At 65.5% G+C, this 17,174-nt stretch carries 14 protein-coding genes; 9 read left to right on the forward strand and 5 right to left on the reverse strand.

What is annotated here, in order from left to right; genetic code table 11:
- Positions 1–49: 49 nt before the first annotated feature.
- The gene (locus KIO74_RS12305) at positions 50–1,099 is read left to right on the forward strand and encodes a sugar phosphate isomerase/epimerase family protein (RefSeq protein ID WP_213332250.1); all 1,050 of its coding nucleotides are present in this window, start codon (positions 50–52) and stop codon (positions 1,097–1,099) included.
- A complete protein-coding gene (locus tag KIO74_RS12310; protein WP_249730961.1) occupies positions 1,096–2,283 on the forward strand; it encodes a Gfo/Idh/MocA family protein in 1,188 nt (395 codons plus the stop codon). The genes KIO74_RS12305 and KIO74_RS12310 overlap by 4 nt, the downstream gene beginning before the upstream one ends.
- A gap of 563 nt (positions 2,284–2,846) precedes the next feature.
- On the opposite strand, the gene KIO74_RS12315 is transcribed toward KIO74_RS12310, so the two are convergent.
- Positions 2,847–3,071 (reverse strand): hypothetical protein, encoded by a 225-nt coding sequence (locus tag KIO74_RS12315; protein ID WP_213332252.1) that lies wholly within the window; start codon positions 3,069–3,071, stop codon positions 2,847–2,849.
- Positions 3,072–3,518: 447 nt separating this feature from the next.
- Between KIO74_RS12315 and KIO74_RS12320 the strand changes: the two genes are divergently transcribed.
- Entirely contained in the window at positions 3,519–4,733 is a 1,215-nt protein-coding gene (locus tag KIO74_RS12320; protein ID WP_502762053.1) for a fumarylacetoacetate hydrolase family protein, read from the forward strand.
- Between the two features lie 15 nt (positions 4,734–4,748).
- Here the strand turns inward: KIO74_RS12320 and KIO74_RS12325 are convergent, their stop codons facing one another.
- Both KIO74_RS12325 and KIO74_RS12330 read right to left on the reverse strand, forming a co-directional pair.
- Positions 4,749–5,240 carry a hypothetical protein gene (locus KIO74_RS12325; protein ID WP_213332253.1) on the reverse strand — a complete coding sequence of 164 codons (492 nt, stop codon included), beginning with the start codon at positions 5,238–5,240 and terminating at the stop codon, positions 4,749–4,751.
- Positions 5,241–5,687: 447 nt separating this feature from the next.
- Positions 5,688–6,593 (reverse strand): LysR family transcriptional regulator, encoded by a 906-nt coding sequence (locus KIO74_RS12330; protein WP_213332254.1) that lies wholly within the window; start codon positions 6,591–6,593, stop codon positions 5,688–5,690.
- A 281-nt stretch (positions 6,594–6,874) separates the two neighbouring features.
- Here KIO74_RS12330 and amaB point away from each other — a divergent pair, with 281 nt between their 5' ends.
- From amaB to KIO74_RS12355, 5 genes are all read left to right on the forward strand, one after another.
- Complete coding sequence (gene amaB, locus KIO74_RS12335; protein ID WP_213332255.1) at positions 6,875–8,404, forward strand: L-piperidine-6-carboxylate dehydrogenase; 1,530 nt, start codon at positions 6,875–6,877, stop codon at positions 8,402–8,404.
- A gap of 52 nt (positions 8,405–8,456) precedes the next feature.
- The gene (locus KIO74_RS12340) at positions 8,457–9,647 is read left to right on the forward strand and encodes an acyl-CoA dehydrogenase (protein WP_213332256.1); all 1,191 of its coding nucleotides are present in this window, start codon (positions 8,457–8,459) and stop codon (positions 9,645–9,647) included.
- An 89-nt stretch (positions 9,648–9,736) separates the two neighbouring features.
- Positions 9,737–10,396 (forward strand): endonuclease domain-containing protein, encoded by a 660-nt coding sequence (locus tag KIO74_RS12345; protein WP_213332257.1) that lies wholly within the window; start codon positions 9,737–9,739, stop codon positions 10,394–10,396.
- On the forward strand, positions 10,393–11,604 hold the full coding sequence (locus KIO74_RS12350) for a CaiB/BaiF CoA transferase family protein (RefSeq protein ID WP_213332258.1): 1,212 nt from the start codon (positions 10,393–10,395) through the stop codon (positions 11,602–11,604). Before KIO74_RS12345 ends, KIO74_RS12350 begins: the two co-directional genes overlap by 4 nt.
- Positions 11,601–13,283 (forward strand): thiamine pyrophosphate-binding protein, encoded by a 1,683-nt coding sequence (locus tag KIO74_RS12355; RefSeq protein WP_213332259.1) that lies wholly within the window; start codon positions 11,601–11,603, stop codon positions 13,281–13,283. The genes KIO74_RS12350 and KIO74_RS12355 overlap by 4 nt, the downstream gene beginning before the upstream one ends.
- 23 nt (positions 13,284–13,306) lie before the next feature.
- Here KIO74_RS12355 and KIO74_RS12360 read toward each other — a convergent pair whose 3' ends face one another.
- Both KIO74_RS12360 and tal read right to left on the reverse strand, forming a co-directional pair.
- Complete coding sequence (locus KIO74_RS12360) at positions 13,307–14,560, reverse strand: multidrug effflux MFS transporter (protein ID WP_213332260.1); 1,254 nt, start codon at positions 14,558–14,560, stop codon at positions 13,307–13,309.
- Between the two features lie 205 nt (positions 14,561–14,765).
- A complete protein-coding gene (gene tal / locus KIO74_RS12365) occupies positions 14,766–15,743 on the reverse strand; it encodes a transaldolase (protein ID WP_213332261.1) in 978 nt (325 codons plus the stop codon).
- A 154-nt stretch (positions 15,744–15,897) separates the two neighbouring features.
- On the opposite strand from tal, the gene KIO74_RS12370 reads away from it, so the two are divergent.
- Complete coding sequence (locus KIO74_RS12370) at positions 15,898–17,172, forward strand: O-antigen ligase family protein (protein ID WP_213332262.1); 1,275 nt, start codon at positions 15,898–15,900, stop codon at positions 17,170–17,172.
- Positions 17,173–17,174 lie beyond the last annotated feature (2 nt).

The raw sequence follows: 17,174 nt of genomic DNA on the forward strand, positions 1-17,174 counted from the left end.
CGGCCAATAATCGGGCGGACCGCCCGTTCCAACGCAGGAGGACGACATCATGAAGGGCCCAGCCATCTTTCTTGCCCAGTTCGTCGGGGACAGTCCGCCCTTCAACACGCTGGATGGCCTCGCCGGCTGGGCGGCCGGCCACGGCTATGCCGGCGTGCAGATTCCCACGAAGGACGCCGCCATCTTCGATCTGAAGAAGGCCGCGGACTCACAGGCCTATTGCGACGACATCCGCGCCCTGCTGGACAAACATGGCCTCGTCGTCACCGAGCTGTCGACGCATCTGCAGGGGCAGCTCGTCGCCGTCCACCCGGCCTATGACCTGATGTTCGACGCCTTCTCTCCGCCCGAGGTGCGTGGCAGGCCGGAGGCGCGCCAGGCCTGGGCCGTCGAGCAGCTCAAGCTCGCCGCGAAGGCCTCGCGCCATCTCGGGCTCAATGCCCACGCCACGTTTTCCGGCGCGCTCGCCTGGCCCTATATGTACCCTTGGCCCCAGCGCCCCAACGGCCTCGTGGAGGAAGCCTTCACGGAACTCGCGCGCCGCTGGACGCCCATCCTCGGGGCGTTCGAGGATGCCGGTGTCGATCTCGCCTACGAAATCCATCCCGGCGAGGACCTGCACGACGGCGTCACCTTCGAGCGCTTTTTGGAGGCGGTCGACAATCACCCGCGCGCCTCCATCCTCTACGACCCGTCGCATTTCGTGCTGCAGGCGCTCGATTATCTCGCCTTCATCGACATCTATCATGACCGCATCCGCGCCTTTCACGTGAAGGATGCGGAGTTCAACCCGACCGGCCGCTCCGGTGTCTACGGCGGCTACCAGGGCTGGGTGGAGCGTCCCGGCCGGTTCCGCTCGCCGGGCGATGGGCAGGTGGACTTCGCCTCGATCTTCTCGAAGCTCGCCCAATACAACTACGGGGGCTGGGCCGTCGTAGAATGGGAATGCGCGCTGAAGGACCCGGAACAGGGCGCCTCCGAAGGTGCGCCCTTTATCCTCAGCCACATGATCAAGCGCTCCGAGCGCATGTTCGACGATTTCGCCGCGAGCCAGAGTGACAAGTCCACCAATCGCAAGCTGCTGGGACTGAAGCCATGATTGACGCGACGCAGAAGACGACGGACCCAGGGATGGCTCCCCGCCGCATCCGGCTCGGCATGGTCGGCGGCGGCGAGGGGGCCTTCATCGGCGCCGTCCATCGCATGGCGGCCCGCCTCGATGGTGACTATGACCTCGTTGCCGGCGCACTGTCCTCGACGCCTGAGAAATCCCTGCGCTCGGGCGCGGCGCTCGGGCTTGATCCCGCCCGCGCCTATCCCGACTTCGCCACTATGGCGCGAGCCGAGGCCGCGCGGCCGGATGGCATCGACGCCGTTTCGATCGTCACGCCGAACCACCGGCATGCTCCGGCGGCGCTGGCCTTCCTGGAGCAAGGCATCCACGTCATCTGCGACAAGCCGCTGGCCACGAGCCTCGCGGAGGCAACGGCTCTGCGAGATGCCGCCATGAAAAGTGGGATCATCTTCGCCGTGACCTACAACTATTCCGGCTATCCCATGGTACGGCAGGCGCGCGCCATGATCGCCGACGGGGAGATCGGCGCCGTCAGGGTCATACAGGTTGAATATGCCCAGGACTGGCTGAGCGAGCCGATCGAGCAAAGCGGCCAGAAGCAGGCGGCTTGGCGCACGGACCCTGCGCAGTCCGGCGCCGGCGGCGCCATCGGCGACATCGGCACGCATGCCTATCAGCTCGCCCATTTCATGAGCGGGCTCGATCCTGTCGCCCTGAGCGCGGAATTGACCAGCTTCGTCCCCGGCCGGCGGCTCGACGACAATGTCCAGGTCAACCTGCGCTATGCCAACGGCGCACGTGGCACGCTCTGGGCAAGCCAGGTCGCGCCCGGCAACGAGAACGGACTGCGTATCCGCATCTATGGCGAGAAAGGCGGGCTCGAATGGGCGCAGGAACATCCCAACCAGTTGAGATGGTCGCCGCTCGGTGAGCCGCCACGCGTCATCGCGCGCGGGGCGCCGGGCGCGAATGCACCGGCCGCGCGGGTCACACGCGTGCCATCCGGGCATCCGGAAGGCTATCTGGAGGCCTTCGCGACCCTTTATACGGAAGTTGCGCGCGCCATCCGTGCCAGCCAGGCGGGCGCTGCCCTCCCCGCCGAGGTGGACTTTCCAACCATCGCGGACGGCGTTGCCGGCATGGCCTTCATCGAGGCCGCGGTCGCCTCGTCCCGCAACGACGGACGCTGGACCACGATCGAGGCGTGAGGCCCATAGCGTCTGCACCACTCACGATGTCCGACACCGGCTTTTGCCGGAACGTCCGGCCGTCCTTCGCGGTTAAAGATGGACATCGCGTTCGATACGCGCCGTCCAGAGGAGAGGCAGGATGTCCGAACTCCGCGAGGGCCATGGTCGATGGCCGCGAACCATCTTCGGCAGAAGCGGCGTCACCATGTTTGGGGCAGCCGCGCTTCTCTTGGGAGCTGGCCTCGCCATGGGGGGCCACGCAGCCGCGGGCCCTGCCTGGCCTGGGTTATCCGATGGGAGCAGCGGCGAGGTCGCCCTGATCAAAACCGAGCAGAAAAAGAAGAAAAAGGTATATCGCAACCGCCAAGCCGTACCACAGCAATGCCGCCCGTGGTGTCCGCGTGACACAAACCCGTGCGATCCGCCGGATTTCAAGATCGCGGACGGACGCTGCGACTGGCGCGATGAATTCTGGTAGACGCCGCTCGCCGGCTTGTCGCATCAGGCCGGCCAGCGCAAAAACGCACGCCCAAAAAAGGCATGCCCCTGCAAGGAGATGCAGAGGCTAAAGCGCTGATGCTTCAGCGCATGATCATACGCGGGCGGACACGCTCGACGATGACCTCACGGCGGGGAGCCATGGTACGCGAGCGCGGCGACGACGCCTGAGGAATGGAGATCGAGAGCCGCGGACGGGTCACGGTTGCCTTGAAGGCGATGGCCTGCTCACGGACTTCTTCCTCGCTACACCCCATGAGGCCAGCGGCGATACTGATCCGATCCTCGAAGCGATCGGCCAGGTCCATCGCAGCCTCGAAGGCTTCCCGAATGGTCGGGGGCTCATGCCGAGGACGCAAAATGCGTGGGGGCTGCTCTGTTCTCGCTTTCAACGATCCTACTCCGAAACATTCATGCACCGCGGTCACTGGCGATGCGACAACCAACGACTCATCTTTAATGCTGCGACGCACAAACTGCTAGTGCGTTGCAGCACCAATCGGTCAGATTTCGTATGAAATGCCCGAAAACATAGGAAATATGGCTTTTGATGGGCAGGGTTGCACCTCACGCATAGCCCAGAGCAACCTCCGCTTGCCGCTTCCACGTTACCGCACCGCAAAATCCTTCCGGCTTGACCCTGACGGCTGATCACCGCATGGATGCCGCCAGGCATCGCGTGGCACGCGCGACCGCCGAAAACGCGGTAAAAACCCGGCCAGGACGCCGGCCGGGCAGCATGGGATGGACGAGTGATGACAGCGACTTCAGGACATCAGACACATGACGCGGCGATGCGCAGCCGTGTCACACTCGCATCCACCCTTCCGGATGACGCGGGCAAGGCCGCATTGGCTGGACGCGTCTTTCGTCCGGATGTCGGCGGCCCGTCCATCGTCGCCGTCCGCGACGGTGAACTGATCGACATCACCGCCGAATTCCCCACGATGCGCGATCTGTGCGAGGCCCCCGATCCGGCGGCCGCGCTGCGCGAGGCCGATGGCGAGCCGCTGGGGCCGCTTGACTCCCTGCTCACGAACACAATCCCCGACGGCCGTAGTGCCACCGAACCCTGGCTGCTCGCCCCCATCGACCTGCAGGCCATCAAGGCGGCGGGCGTCACCTTCGCCGTCTCGATGCTGGAACGCGTGATCGAAGAGCGGGCCCGCGGCGACGCCACCGCCGCTGCCGCCATCCGCACGGAGATCGTGAGCCTGGTCGGCGAGGACTTTGCCAAGCTCAAACCCGGCTCCCCGGAAGCCATGCGTCTCAAGGAGGTGCTGCTCGCGCAGGGTGCCTGGAGCCAGTATCTGGAAGTCGGCATAGGCCCGGATGCGGAAATCTTCACCAAGGCCCAACCGCTTTCCGCTGTTGGCACCGGCATGGATGCGGGCATCCATCCGATGTCCACCTGGAACAATCCGGAGCCGGAGGTCGTGCTCGCGGTTGCCTCCACGGGCCGCATCGTCGGCGCGACGCTCGGCAACGACGTCAATCTGCGCGACGTCGAGGGCCGGTCGGCGCTTCTCCTGTCGAAGGCCAAGGACAACAACGCGAGCTGCGCGATCGGGCCTTTCCTGCGCTTCTTCGACGCCGACTTCACGCTGGACGACATCCGTCGCATGAACGTCACGCTGACCGTCGAGGGGCCGGAAGGCTTTCGGCTCGATGGCTTCTCGACCATCGAGAAGATCAGCCGTGACCCCGCCGATCTCGTCGGACAGATGCTCGGCAAGCACCACCACTACCCCGACGGCGCCGTGCTCTTCCTCGGCACGCTCTTCGCGCCGGTGGAGGATCGCGACGCGCCCGGCAAGGGCTTCACGCACAAGCAAGACGACATCGTCACCATCGCGACGCCCCAGCTTGGCCGGCTCGTCAACCGCATTCGCCATACGGATCGCTGCGAGCCTTGGAGCTTCGGCTTCGCCGACCTGATGCGCAATCTGGCCGGACGCGGGCTTCTGTAAAGCTCGCGCTTCTGGTTAAAGCTCTGCGTAGGCGGGTGTCGATGTGCCCGGCACCCACCTACCGAGACTGCGCAAGCCACCATTCAGGCCCGCCCTGATTCCCGTGGAGCAACAGCCCACGATCCCAGCTACAGAGCAACGCGAGGCCAAGTCTGGGGCTCCCACGAGATAAGTGTAGCCGGCTCCCAAAGCCGTTACCAAACTGTCCACCAGGCCCGCTGCCAGGCCCCAGAGGATTGTCTTGCAGCCAACACCCGCAGCCGGCTCGGGCCATTCCAACGTCCTGTCGTAGCGATTCATCGCGAAATGCGCGATCGCCGTCGTCGCGAAGGTCGCTCCCAGGTCAATCGCGATAAAAACGGCCATCGATGCCCCCGCTGGAACATAGGCTGCGACGAGAACCGCCTTTGCCGTCTCCGTCAAAATGGCGACGCCGAGCAGAATGTGATCGACATGGACGTTGGGGCGCGGAAGGGGACGGTCCGTCGGCAATAACAGGGATGTCATCCGACCGCGGATGGGGGTTACGATCCCAGCCTGGGCCATCCCCCAAAGCGGCTGTATCGCCATTCGCCCCAAAGTCTTGCCAACGAGCGCGGCGCCCGTTCCGCCTTGTCCGGCCAGTCGGGCGCCGATATCGCTGCAACCCAGAACCGCGGTCGTCCCAGCCGCAGAAGATAATGCGGCGGGAACAGCTTCTGCCAACGCATGACGGATCTGGAGGGCGAGCTGATGTCCGCGCTCACTCTGCCGGACATCAATGGCACCGTAAGACAGGGACGATCCGCGTTGATATAAAAGAGGAATGTGAGATGCGCCTTCCAAAATAAATCACGCCTCAAAACAGAAAAATTTAATACTTAAATTTCAACTACCATGATTCCGTATTATTTTATAAGAAAACAAGAATTATAATATTATTACGCGATATATCTATATAACTACATCTGCCACTCACATATCAGGCCTTGCACACTGGGCAAGAAGCCAATCCCGAAACGCCAGAACTGCTGGACGCTCGGCCTTTTCCTCCGGGTAAACGAGGTAATAGGCCTCGCTGCTCATAAACGGCCTTTCGAAGGGCACGGCCAGCGCGCCCGAGCGGATCTCGTCCTCAACGAGGAAATGCGGGACAATGGCGGCGCCGAGGCCGGCGCAGGCAGCCTGCGCGACCATCGCGAACTGCTCGAAGCGCGGCCCCATCACCGCGCTTTCCGTCGGCAGCCCCTGCGCCTGCAGCCAGTTCTTCCAGGCATGCGGGCGCGTTGCCTGCTGCAGCAGCGGCACGCCGAGGAGATCGGCGGGTTCGCGCAAATGAAAGCGCGCGATCATCTCCGGGCTCGCGACGGGCACGATAACCTCGCCCATCAGGCGATGGAGCCGCGCGCCGGGCCAGACCGGATCGCCGAAATGGATCGCCGCGTCGAGGCCCTCGGGCTTGAAATCGAAGGGCACGAGACGCGTGGCGAAATTGACCGTGACGCCGGGATAGGCTTGGAAAAACCCCGGAAGGCGCGGAATGAGCCAGCGCGTCCCGAAGGTGGGCAGGATCGCGAGGTTGAGCACGCCGCCCGTCCCGCGAAAAGCCATGGCATTGATGGTCGCAGCGGAAAGCTGCCGGAGACTGTCGCGGATGTCAGCGGCATAGGCGGCGCCAGCCGGCGTCAAAGTCACCCGCTGACGCACGCGCTCGAACAGCTTCAGACCGAGCTGGCCCTCGATCAGCGCGACCTGTCGGCTCACAGCCCCCTGGGTGAGGTTGAGCTCCTCGGCGGCCTTGGTGAAGCTGCCGTGGCGCGCGGCCGCCTCGAAGGCCGTGAGGGCCGCCAGCGGTGGTATCGAGAGACGATGCTTGTGCATGAAATGACCTTACAACGGATCGAGATCATTCCAAGCGTTCATGACTTGGTGAAAACATATCGGTTGAAAGCCCGGCCGCGGACCGTCATTGTCCAGGCAAGAATGGCGGAAGGTGGGGCCGGATATAGCCAATTCTCGCTGGGAGATGGCTTGTCGTTTTCTACAATCCGCAAGCTTCGGGCGATCTTCCAGGCCGCCGGTGACGACGTAATCCATGCCGCCCAAACGGCGCCTTGTCCCAAGGCGCCGCTATGCGCGTAGACAACAAGGTTGGACCAACGATGCCCTCAGCGATCTCCCCGGTCAAAGATGAAGTGCTTGCCATCCTGAGCCGCCTGGGGGTGACGGACAAGGTCTACGGCGCTACGGGGCTCGCCGCGCGCTCACCCATCACCGGAGAGACGATCGCGACGCTGCGCGAGGACGACAAGGCATCGACGGCAGCCGCCATCGGCCGCGCCGACGAAGCCTTCAGGGCCTGGCGCCTCGTCCCCGCCCCCCGTCGCGGCGAACTGGTGCGCCTTCTCGGCGAGGAGCTGCGTGCCGCCAAGACCGACCTTGGCCGCCTCGTCACCATCGAGGCCGGCAAGATCACCTCAGAGGGCCTCGGCGAGGTCCAGGAGATGATCGACATCTGCGATTTCGCCGTCGGCCTGTCGCGCCAGCTCTACGGTCTGACGATCGCCACCGAGCGTCCCGACCATCGGATGATGGAGACATGGCACCCGCTCGGCGTCTGCGGCGTCATCTCGGCCTTCAATTTCCCCGTCGCCGTCTGGTCGTGGAACGCGGCGCTCGCCTTCGTCTGCGGTGATTCCGTGGTCTGGAAGCCGTCAGAGAAGACCCCGCTGACGGCACTCGCCGTCGAAGCCATCTTCAACCGCGCCGCCGCGCGCTTCGGCGAGGTCCCGGCCGGCCTGCTTGAAGTCATCATCGGAGGTCGCGAGGCCGGAGAAGCGCTGGTCGAGGACGTCCGCGTCCCTCTCGTCTCCGCCACGGGCTCCACGGCCATGGGCCGCAAGGTCGGTCCGAAGCTCGCGGAGCGCTTCGCGCGCGCCATTCTCGAGCTCGGCGGCAACAACGCCGCCATCGTCGCGCCGACGGCCGATCTCGACCTCGCGTTGCGCGGCATCGCCTTCGCCGCCATGGGCACCGCCGGCCAGCGCTGCACCACGCTGCGCCGCCTGTTCGTCCACGACAGCGTCTATGACGCGCTCGTGCCGCGCCTCGCCAAGGTCTACGGCAGCGTCTCCATCGGCGATCCGCGCACCACGGGCACCCTCGTCGGCCCGCTGATCGACAAGGCCGCCTTCGACGGCATGGAGAAGGCGCTCGCCGAAGTGAAGGCGCTCGGCGCCGCCGTGCACGGCGGCGGCCGCCGGGAGATCGGCGGGTCGGACGCCTGGTACGCCGCGCCGGCCCTCGTCGAGATGCCGGCACAGGCCGGCCCCATGCTCCACGAGACCTTCGCGCCGATCCTCTATGTCGTGCGCTACACGGATTTCGACGACGCGCTCGCGCAGCACAACGCGGTCGGCGCGGGGCTGTCGTCCTCAATCTTCACGCTCGACCTGCGCGAGGCAGAGCGCTTCGTTTCGGTCACGGGCTCCGATTGCGGCATCGCCAATGTCAATATCGGCCCCTCGGGCGCGGAAATCGGCGGCGCCTTCGGTGGCGAGAAGGAAACGGGCGGCGGCCGCGAGGCCGGTTCCGACGCCTGGAAGTCCTATATGCGCCGCGCGACGAACACCATCAACTACGGCACGACCCTGCCGCTGGCCCAGGGCGTAACCTTCGACGTGGACGCGTGAGCCGAGAGGCTCCGCGCCGCTCCACCCCATCATGATCTGACGAGGCATTACAATGAGCGACAAGAAGGGCTCCTTCGACTGGGCCGATCCGTTCCTGATCGAAAGCCAGCTGACCGACGACGAGCGGATGATCCGCGACACGGCCCATGCCTATGCGCAGGAGAAGCTCCAGCCGCGCATCCTGGAAGCCTATGCCCATGAGAAGACCGATCGCGAGATCTTCAACGAGATGGGCGAGCTCGGCCTGCTCGGCGTGACCTTGCCGGAGGAATATGGCTGCGCGGCCGCGTCCTACGTGGCTTACGGGCTGGTCGCCCGCGAGGTGGAGCGTGTCGATTCCGGCTATCGCTCCATGATGAGCGTGCAGTCCTCGCTCGTGATGTACCCGATCTATGCCTATGGCTCCGAGGAGCAGCGCGAGCGCTACCTGCCCAAGCTTGCCTCGGGCGAGTGGGTCGGCTGCTTCGGGCTGACCGAGCCGGACGCCGGCTCCGACCCGGGCGGCATGACCACCCGCGCCGAAAAGATCGATGGCGGCTACCGCCTGATCGGCACGAAGATGTGGATTTCCAACTCGCCGATCGCCGATGTCTTCGTAGTCTGGGCGAAGTCGGCCGCCCACGAGGGCCAGATCCGCGGCTTCGTGCTGGAGAAGGGCCTGAAGGGCCTCAGCGCACCGAAGATCGGCGGCAAGCTGTCGCTGCGCGCCTCCATCACCGGCGAGATCGTGATGGACGGCGTCGAGGTGCCGGAAAGCGCGCTTCTGCCGAACGTCTCCGGGCTGAAGGGACCGTTCGGCTGTCTCAACCGCGCCCGCTACGGCATCTCCTGGGGCGTGCTCGGCGCCGCCGAGGACTGCTGGCATCGCGCACGCCAGTATACGCTGGACCGCAAGCAGTTCGGCCGGCCGCTCGCCGCAACCCAGCTCGTCCAGAAGAAACTCGCCGACATGCAGACCGAGATTTCGCTCGGCCTGCAGGGGAGTTTGCGCGTCGGCCGCCTCTTCGACGAGGGCCGCATGGCCCCCGAGATGATCTCCCTTGTCAAGCGCAACAATTGCGGCAAGGCGCTCGACATCGCCCGCGTCGCCCGCGACATGCATGGCGGCAACGGCATCCAGGAAGAATTCCACGTCATGCGTCACGCGCAGAACCTGGAGACGGTCAACACCTATGAGGGCACGCACGACGTGCACGCGCTGATCCTCGGGCGCGCCCAGACGGGTATCCAGGCGTTCTTCTGAGCGCCTTCGGGCCCCACCCGGCGGCTTCGCCGCCACCCTCCCCCAAAGGGGGGAGGGATCATCCGAGCTAAACCGGACACGGCGATGCGATGAGCGACGCTGACGAGCGAGGCACCTCCGATCCCTCCCCTTCAGGGGAGGGTGGCCCGGCGCATCGCGCCGGGTCGGGTGGGGTTCCCCGCCGCCAACGTCGCTCGCCCCTCCCCACGACTCTTCCGCGCGGGTTGCGCCAGCAGATGACCCCGCAGGAGGTCAAGGTCTGGAACTGGCTGCGTGAGGAGATCGTGCCGGCGGGCTTTCATTTTCGCCGGCAGGTGGCCATCGATCGCTACGTCGTCGATTTCGCCTGTCTCAAGCACCGCGTTGTCGTCGAGATCGATGGCATCCAGCATGGCTTCGACGATCATACAGCCGATCGGATCCGCGACTCCAAACTCGCAGCCCTCGGTTTCCGCGTCTTGCGTTTCACCAATGGCGACGTTGAGCGCGACAAGCGGGCTGTCATGGACACGATCTATGCAGCCTTGACTGCGGGTGGTCCCCACCCGTCGGCTTCGCCGCCACCCTCCCCCGAGGGGGAGGGATCCTCAGGCTGCACTGTCCGTCATGAAACACATGGCGTTCGCGACGCTGAAAAGCGAAGCACCGATCCCTCCCCTCCAGGGGAGGGTGGCCCGGCGCTGAGCGCCGGGTCGGGTGGGGTTCCCCGCCGCCAGCCACATCCGCAGGGCTCGAAAGAGAGACAATGAGTAGGACTGACGACAAGGCCAGTAGCATCGCTCCCCTCCACGGCCTCAAGGTGCTCGAACTCGCGCGGATCCTGGCAGGGCCGTGGTCAGGCCAGCTCCTGGCCGATCTCGGCGCCGATGTCGTCAAGGTCGAGCGGCCCGGCGCCGGTGACGACACGCGCAGCTGGGGCCCGCCTTTCGTAGCCAAGGCGGATGGCGACGGCGACCTCTCGGCCGCCTATTTCCATGCCACCAATCGCGGCAAGCGTTCCATCACGGCCGATTTCGAGAGTCCCGAGGGCCAGGCGCTCATCCGCCGGCTGGCAGCGGAAGCCGATGTGCTCATCGAGAACTTCAAGGTCGGCGGCCTCAGGAAATATGGCCTCGACTACGAGAGCCTGAAGGCCGTCAACCCGCGGCTCATCTATTGCTCGGTCACCGGCTTCGGCCAGGATGGCCCCTATGCCGCCCGCGCCGGGTATGACTATTTGATCCAGGGCATGGGCGGCAGCATGGATCTCACGGGCGAGCCGGACGGCGAGCCGATGAAGATCGGTGTCGCCTATGTCGATATCTTCACCGGGCTCTATGCGACCGTCGGTATCCTGGCGGCCCTGCGGCGCCGCGACGCGACGGGCCTCGGCGGCATGGTCGACATGGCGCTGCTCGACACCCAGGTCAGCGTGCTCGCCAACCAGTCGCTGAACTTCCTCGTCTCCGGCGTCTCGCCGAAGCGGCTCGGCAACGCCCATCCGAATATCGTGCCTTATCAGGTCTTCCCGGTCTCGGATGGCCACGTCATCGTTGCCGTTGGCAACGACGGGCAGTTCCGGCGGTTCGTCACCGTGCTCGGCGCCCCGGCGCTGGCTGATGCGGAAGCCTATGCGACCAACAAGGCGCGTGTCGCCAACCGCGACCAGCTCTGTCCGCTCCTCGCCCAGCTCACGGCGCAGCACAGCCGCGCCGATCTCCTCGGCCAGCTGGAAGCGCAAGGCGTTCCGGCCGGGCCGATCAATACGGTGGCCGATGTCTTCGCCGATCCGCAGGTGCTGGCGCGGGGCATGAAGGTCGACCTGCCCAACCCGGCGGCGGCCGGCGGCAGCATCCCCTCGGTCCGTTCGCCCATCGTCATCGACGGCGTGCCGCAGGTGGCGCGCCGTTCATCGCCCGCCGTCGGTGAGCAAACTGAAGAGATCCTGCGTGATCCGAACTGGGGGGGCCAGTCATGACTTCTTTCAAGCCACGGACCGGCGGGCAGATCCTCGTCGACCAGCTCGTGAAGCAGAATGTGGAGCATATCTTCTGCGTGCCCGGCGAGAGCTATCTCGCGGTGCTCGACGCGCTGCATGACGCCGCGATCCCTGTCACGGTGTGCCGGCAGGAAGGTGGCGCCGCCATGATGGCGGAAGCGCAGGGCAAGCTGACGGGGCGGCCGGGCATCTGTTTCGTGACTCGGGGGCCCGGCGCCACGAACGCCTCGGCAGGCATCCACATCGCCAAGCAGGACTCGACGCCGATGATCCTGTTCGTCGGCCAGATCGAGACCGGCATGCGTGAGCGCGAAGCCTTCCAAGAGGTCGACTACCGCGCGGCTTTCGGCCCCATCGCCAAATGGGCGACCGAGATCGACGATGCCGACCGCATCCCGGAAATCATCTCGCGCGCCTTCCACGTGGCCATGTCCGGCCGGCCGGGGCCGGTGGTGATCGCCCTGCCCGAGAACATGCTGACGACCATCGCCGAGGTTGCCGACGCGCCCTATGTGGAGGCGGTGGAGACGCATCCGGCGTCCGCGCAGATGGCCGATCTCGAAAAGCGCCTGTCGGCGGCGCGGAACCCGATCGCCATCGTGGGCGGGAGCCGCTGGTCGGAGGAAGCCGTCGCGCAGTTCACCCGCTTCGCCGAGCGGTTCAACATGCCGGTCGCCTGCTCCTTCCGGCGCCAGATGCTGTTTCCGGCGGACCACGCCTCATACGCTGGCGATCTCGGCCTCGGCGTCAATCCGAAGCTTCTCGCCCGCATCAAGGATGCCGATCTCGTGCTGATGGTGGGTGGGCGCCTCTCGGAAGTGCCGAGCCAGAGCTATACTCTCTTTGGCATTCCGGGCCCGGGCACGGAACTTGTCCACGTTCATCCGGATGCGGGCGAGCTCGGCCGCGTCTATGCGCCGGCACTCGCCATCAACGCCTCGCCGACGGCATTCGCGGCAGCGCTCGACGCCATCGCCCCGCCGAAGGAACTGCCCTGGGCGGCCGGGACAGCGCAGGCCCATGCGGACTATCTCGCCTGGAGCGACCCGACTGGGGTGAAGACGGTCGGACGCCTGCAGATGGGCGCCATCATGCAGTATCTTGCGGAAGTCCTGCCGGACGATGCCATCATGACCAACGGCGCGGGCAACTACGCCACCTGGCTGCACCGCTTCCACCGCTTCCGCCGCTACGGCACCCAGGCGGCGCCAACCTCTGGCTCCATGGGCTACGGCCTGCCGGCGGCGGTGGGCGTGAAGAAGCTCCATCCCGACCGAACCGTGGTCTCCTTCGCGGGCGATGGCTGCTTCCTGATGCACGGCCAGGAATTCACCACCGCCGTGCAATATGACCTGCCGATCATCGTGCTCGTCATCGACAATGCGATCTACGGCACCATCCGCATGCACCAGGAGCGCGAATATCCCGGCCGCGTCTCTGCCACCTCGATGAAGAGCCCGGATTTCGCGGCCCTTGCCGTCGCCTATGGCGGCTACGGCGAGCGGGTGGAAACGACGGAGCAGTTCGCTCCGGCACTCAGCCGCGCCATGGCTTCAGGCAAGCCGGCGATCCTGCATCTCATCCTCGATCCGGAAGTCATCACGCCCACGACGACGCTGACCGCAATCCGCGAGAAGGCGCTGGCCTCGGGCCACTAACCCAGTGGTCGCACCCCCCGCGGTTATTCCGCGGGGGCCTTCATTCCTGCGTTGGCCGTGCCGCGGCGAGGCGTATGCCGCAGCGTGACAAGGGCAAAGGTGAGGCTGGCCGCAGCGCAGACCGCCATGCCCCCGAGCATCGGGAGAGCGGAGCCATCGACGAAAAGCCCGACCAGGGCGATCATCACCGAACCGGTGGCGAACTGCAAAGTGCCCATGAGCGCGGAAGCCGTGCCGGCGAGGGCGCCGTGATCCTCCAATGCCAGGACGGCGGACGTAGGGATGACGAGCCCGAGCGCGCCATTTGCGACGAACAGCAGCACGACCATGATCGCCAGATGGTCGAAGCCCAGTGCGAACAGCACAAACAGCAACACCATCAGCACGGCATAAATCGTCACGGCAGGCCGCACGATGTTACGCAGTCCGTAGCGGCGGCCCAGCATGCTGCTGAACTGCGAGACGCCAATGAAGGACACCGCGTTGATCGAAAAGGCAAAGCTGTAGAGCGTCGGCGAGAGTCCATAGTGCTCGATGAGCACGAAGGATGAATTCGCCAGAAAAACGAAGAAGCCCGACATGCCGAAGGCACCGATGAAGACGAGCCCCAGGAAATGCCGGTCCCTGAGAAGTGTCCCATAGGCGCGGAAAGCGCCGCCAATGCTACTTTCGACACGGTTCTCCGGTGGCCGCGTCTCCTTGAGCCGCGTGCCGATGAGGACGAGGCCAAGGACCGCGATGACAGCGATGATCCCGAAAACGGCACGCCAACCGGCGACGCTGATGACGATACTGCCCGCCAGCGGCGCCAGGATCGGCGAGACGCTGAACACGAGCATCAGGAGCGACATCAGCTTCGCGGCATCAGGACCACGGTGCAGGTCGCGCACGATGGCGCGCGGGATCGCCGAGCAGGCACAGGCGCCAATGCCCTGCACGAAGCGGAAGGCGATGAGCGAAACGATATCGGGCGCGAGCGCACAGCCGACACTGCCAAGGGCAAAGACCGTAACACCAAAATACAGCGGCGGCTTGCGCCCCACCATGTCCGACACGGGGCCGTAAAACAGCTGCCCGAATCCCAGCGCCACGAAATAGGCCATGATGCTGAGCTGAACCGTGTTTGTGTCGGCGCGCAGATGCTCGCCGATGGCGGGCAAGGCCGGCAGATACATATCGATCGCAAACGGACCGATCGCCGACAGCAGCCCGAGGATGATCGCGTGACCGAGAAATTTCGGACGCGGCGCGCCGGCAGGCGACACTGTTGAAGGCATGACACGCAATCCGAAAAGGAAAAGCCCCCGCACCCAGCGGGCGCCAAAATAAATACCGCCCGCTGGGTACGGGCGGCACGAAGAGACAACTACCAACAGGGCTCAAAAGCCCAATTTTCAAGACATTATGATGTCCCAAGCAACCGTGCGGTGTAAAATCGCACGTGGCGTGCGGCATCGCATTTGGCGCGCCGGTCGTGGCGCGTCAGGCATCGAGTCGCTTGGCGACGAGCGCCCGCAGGGACTTGAGATCCTTGACGAAGGCGCGGATGCCTTCAGCGAGCTTCTCTGTCGCCATCGCATCTTCATTGAACCGGAAGCGGAAGGCCTTCTCGTCGAGTTCGATGCGGGCCGGCGTCTCCGTGACATGGGCCGCATCGAGCTTGCGGGGCAGCGGCCCAGGCTCCGCGGCAAGCTGATCGAGAAGCGCCGGACCGATGGTCAGGCGGTCACAGCCTGCCAGCGCCTCGATCTCGCCCGTATTGCGGAAAGAGGCGCCCATGACCACGGTCTTGATGCCGTGAGCCTTGTAGTAATTGAAGATATTGCGCACGGAGACGACACCCGGGTCCGTCTCGCCGGTGTAGGGACCACCGCCAGCCTTCACGTGCCAATCCAGAATGCGGCCGACGAAAGGCGAGATCAGGAACACGCCGGCGTCGGCGCAGGCAACGGCCTGAGCCAATGAAAACAGCAGTGTCAGGTTGCAGTCGATGCCCTCGCGCTGCAGTTGCTCCGCCGCGCGAATGCCTTCCCAGGTCGCGGCGACCTTGATGAGGATGCGCTCGCGACCAATGCCACGCTCCTTATAGGCGGCGATCAGCGCATGCGCCTTGGCGATCGTCGCCTCCCTGTCGAAGGAAAGGTCCGCATCAACCTCGGTCGACACACGCCCCGGTACGATACCGGCCAGCTCGGCGCCGAAATTCACAGCCAGGCGGTCACAGACCGCGTCGGCGAGGGCCGCGCCACGGAAGCTTTGCTTCGCGCCCCAGGCAAGGGCCTCGTCAACCAGCGCCGCATAGGCCGGCGTCTCGACCGCCTTGAGCAGAAGGCTCGGATTGGTGGTGCAGTCCTGTGGCTTGAGCCGGCGCACCGCCTCGATGTCACCGGTATCGGCGACCACTACGGTCATCTTCCGCAGATCGTCGAGTTTCGTCGATGTGGCCAACGCCAAAGCCATCACGCTTCTCCCTGAAAGATAAGATATGGTGTTGCCGTGCTTCATAGTCCAATCCGGAGCCCTTGTCCCGGCTCAAGCGGCACCAATTCCCCGGTTAGAACAATACGGAAGTGTTGCATTCGACCTACAGCTTCTGCGCGATGAGCAGGCTAGCGTGCTTTTTGGCGTGGCCAACAGGGGCACCGCCTTTCTATTCGGGCAACTCATGGTCACGCGTTCGCAATCCACGGTACTCGACCCCGCGGCAGACGCAGCAGCCCTCCTGCGGCGCATAGGCTTCGCCTTGCTCGTGGTGGCCGTGCCGGTCGCGGCTCTCGTGACGCGTCGCGCGGCCGTGATCATGGAACCGATCGGTGTTGCCCTACTCGTCATGGCCGCGCTGCTCGACGGGCAGGCCCGCATGCTTGCGACGGTTCGACGCATCGTCACCTCGCGCGCCGGCCTTGCCGTCCTGATGCTGGTTGGGTGGGCCGCCCTTTCGCTTATCTGGACACGCTTTCCGAGCACGGGCGGCAACAAGCTCATCAATATCCTCGGCGCGATCGTGCTGGCGCTCGCCGGCACCGCCGCCCTGCCGGAGCGGGTGCGTTCGTCGAACCTCTACCTCACGGGCATCGGCGTCGCCGCGGCGGCGATGCTCGCGATCGCCCTGGCCATGGTCGGCCAGTCCGACGACGATCCCGACGCGGCAGCCAGCCTCGGACGCGGCCTCGCGGGCCTTGCCCTGATGATCTGGCCGGCGCTGGCGTGGCTCGTCTCGCGCCAGCGCAACATGCTGGCGCTGGCGCTGTCGGCCGTATCGGCGGTCGCAATGGTGGCCGGAGCGGTGCCGATGGCACTGCTCGCCTTCGCGCTGAGCGCCTTCGTCTTCGGGTTGACCTCGATCCGCCCGAAAATGGGAATCCGGGTTGTGTCATGGGGCATGGCCGGCATCGTCCTGGCCGCGCCCTTCATGCCGTTCGTGCTGCAACCGCTGGTCAAGCTCGCCTTCGGCGTGGCGCATCCGTGGACGGAGACCATGCGCGCGTGGACGAGCATCGTGCGCGCCGATCCGCTGCGGCTGATCACCGGCTATGGGTTCGACGCGAGCCTGCGCGGGCGCGTCGCCGGAGAGATCCCCGTCACCGCCCCGACCGGCCTGCCTTTCGAGATCTGGTATGAACTCGGCCTTGTCGGTGCCGTTTCGCTGGCACTGGCGCTCGGCTGGGCGGCGCAACGCGCAGCCGCCGCCCATGCGGTCCTCGTGCCCGGCATCACCGCGGCGCTGACGGCCGGTTTCGTGCTGGCCTGCATGGGCGCCGGCACGGCGATTGCCTGGTGGGTCACGACCTTGAGCATTACGGCCATCGCTTTCGTTGCCATCGAGCGCGGACAGTTCCGCACCAGCCGGCCGAAAGCGCGGTTGTGGATGGCGGCCAACGATCGCTGAGG

The organism is Chelatococcus sp. HY11, assembly GCF_018398335.1.
Lineage (GTDB): Bacteria > Pseudomonadota > Alphaproteobacteria > Rhizobiales > Beijerinckiaceae > Chelatococcus.

Bases quoted from the DNA above. Each gene is read 5' to 3' on its own strand.
- KIO74_RS12305 (WP_213332250.1), top strand. From the start codon at position 50: ATGAAGGGCCCAGCCATCTTTCTTGCCCAGTTCGTCGGGGACAGTCCG.
- KIO74_RS12310 (WP_249730961.1), top strand. From the start codon at position 1,096: ATGATTGACGCGACGCAGAAGACGACGGACCCAGGGATGGCTCCCCGC.
- KIO74_RS12315 (WP_213332252.1), bottom strand. From the start codon at position 3,071: ATGGACCTGGCCGATCGCTTCGAGGATCGGATCAGTATCGCCGCTGGC.
- KIO74_RS12320 (WP_502762053.1), top strand. From the start codon at position 3,519: ATGACAGCGACTTCAGGACATCAGACACATGACGCGGCGATGCGCAGC.
- KIO74_RS12325 (WP_213332253.1), bottom strand. From the start codon at position 5,240: ATGACATCCCTGTTATTGCCGACGGACCGTCCCCTTCCGCGCCCCAAC.
- KIO74_RS12330 (WP_213332254.1), bottom strand. From the start codon at position 6,593: ATGCACAAGCATCGTCTCTCGATACCACCGCTGGCGGCCCTCACGGCC.
- amaB (WP_213332255.1), top strand. From the start codon at position 6,875: ATGCCCTCAGCGATCTCCCCGGTCAAAGATGAAGTGCTTGCCATCCTG.
- KIO74_RS12340 (WP_213332256.1), top strand. From the start codon at position 8,457: ATGAGCGACAAGAAGGGCTCCTTCGACTGGGCCGATCCGTTCCTGATC.
- KIO74_RS12345 (WP_213332257.1), top strand. From the start codon at position 9,737: ATGAGCGACGCTGACGAGCGAGGCACCTCCGATCCCTCCCCTTCAGGG.
- KIO74_RS12350 (WP_213332258.1), top strand. From the start codon at position 10,393: ATGAGTAGGACTGACGACAAGGCCAGTAGCATCGCTCCCCTCCACGGC.
- KIO74_RS12355 (WP_213332259.1), top strand. From the start codon at position 11,601: ATGACTTCTTTCAAGCCACGGACCGGCGGGCAGATCCTCGTCGACCAG.
- KIO74_RS12360 (WP_213332260.1), bottom strand. From the start codon at position 14,560: ATGCCTTCAACAGTGTCGCCTGCCGGCGCGCCGCGTCCGAAATTTCTC.
- tal (WP_213332261.1), bottom strand. From the start codon at position 15,743: ATGGCTTTGGCGTTGGCCACATCGACGAAACTCGACGATCTGCGGAAG.